Annotated in this window: 2 protein-coding genes; both read right to left on the bottom strand. The window is 64.6% G+C overall.

Annotation, left to right across the window (positions count from 1 at the left end):
* Positions 1 to 46: 46 nt before the first annotated feature.
* Positions 47 to 925: a UTP--glucose-1-phosphate uridylyltransferase GalU gene (galU, locus tag AC06FA_RS19895; RefSeq protein ID WP_108752873.1), complete on the bottom strand. Its 879-nt coding sequence runs from the start codon at positions 923 to 925 to the stop codon at positions 47 to 49.
* Positions 925 to 1,393: polysaccharide biosynthesis protein (locus tag AC06FA_RS19890; RefSeq protein WP_478069788.1), on the bottom strand; the 469-nt coding region annotated here is incomplete at its 5' end. The genes AC06FA_RS19890 and galU, both read right to left, overlap by 1 nt.

Raw genomic sequence — 1,393 nt, 5'->3', positions numbered from 1 at the left:
TCCCCAGGGATACAGGGAGGCGCTGCACGGAGCGCTTGATAAACCCTTACTCCGCCAGCATCGCCGCCAGCTTCTCGCGGGCCGGGCCGGCCAGCTTCGGGTTGTCCAAGGCGAAGCGGATCGTCGCTTCCACCAGACCCAGGTGCGTGCCGCAGTCAAACCGCGTGCCCTCGAAGCGGTAGGCATCCACCGGCTCCTGTGCCAGCAGCGCGGCAATCGCATCGGTCAGCTGGATCTCGCCACCGGCACCACTGCCGGTCTGCTCCAGCAGCTCGAAGATCTTCGGGCTCAGTACGTAGCGACCGACCACCGCCAGATCGCTCGGCGCGTCTTCCGGCTTGGGCTTTTCCACGATCTGCGAGATGCGACCCTTGCGGCCATCGAACGCCTCGGTGGCGACGATGCCGTAGCTGGCGGTCTTCTCGTGCGGCACGTCTTCCACCGCGATCACGCTGGCACCACTGGCCTCGTTCAGATCGGCCATCTGCTTCAGCGCACCGGCGCCGCGGTTCCAGATCAGATCGTCGGGCAGCAGCACGGCAAACGGCTCGTCGCCAATCACCGCCTTGGCGCACAGCACGGCGTGGCCCAGGCCCAGTGCCTCGGCCTGGGTGACGAAGATCGCGCGCACGCCTTCGGGCAGCACGTGGCGGATCAGCTCCAGCTGTTCCTGCTTGCCGGCGCGCTCCAGCTTCTGTTCCAGCTCGTAGGCCTTGTCGAAGTAATCGGCAACGGCGTGCTTGTAGCGGTTGGTGATGAACACCAGGGTGTCACAGCCCGCCTCGATCGCCTCGTCCACTGCGTACTGGATGAGAGGCCGATCGATGATCGGCAGCATTTCCTTCGGAACCGTCTTGGTGGCGGGCAGGAAACGGGTACCCAGGCCTGCCACCGGGAAAACTGCCTTGCGAATGCGCTTGCTCATTAGTGCCTGCTGGCCTCTCGTGCGGGGAATGGCACGACTTTAGCGGACGAGATGTATGCATCTTGTTCGATTGGCGAGAACTCGGGCATGGTCGCGAACAGGATTTCCTGGATCGCGCCGGTGTCGTAGCTCACCGTTGCCTCACGCAGCTTGGGCACGTTGCCCAGCACCAGATCGCGCGAGAAGGTACGCACGCCGGCTTCCAGCACCTTCGGGTGCGAGGTCGGGCGGTAGTCTTCGTCGGAATAGAACAGCGTCTCGTGCAGCTTCTCGCCCGGGCGCAGGCCGGTGTAGATGATCGGAATGTCCTTGTACGGCTGCTTGCCGGCCAGGCGGATCATCTGTTCGGCCAGCACACGGATCGGCACGGGCTCGCCCATGTCCAGCGTGTAGATGGCCCCGTGCGAGGCCGAGGCAGCCGCCTGCAGGATCAGCTGGCAGGCCTCGGGAATGGTCATGAAGTAACGG

This window comes from Stenotrophomonas sp. Steno-C17 (assembly GCF_056393165.1).
This window is presented reverse-complemented; position numbering and strand designations above follow the sequence as displayed.

What these genes read in the sequence shown, in the direction of transcription:
- galU (WP_108752873.1), bottom strand. Translation starts at nt 925, where the DNA reads ATGAGCAAGCGCATTCGCAAGGCAGTTTTCCCGGTGGCAGGCCTGGGT.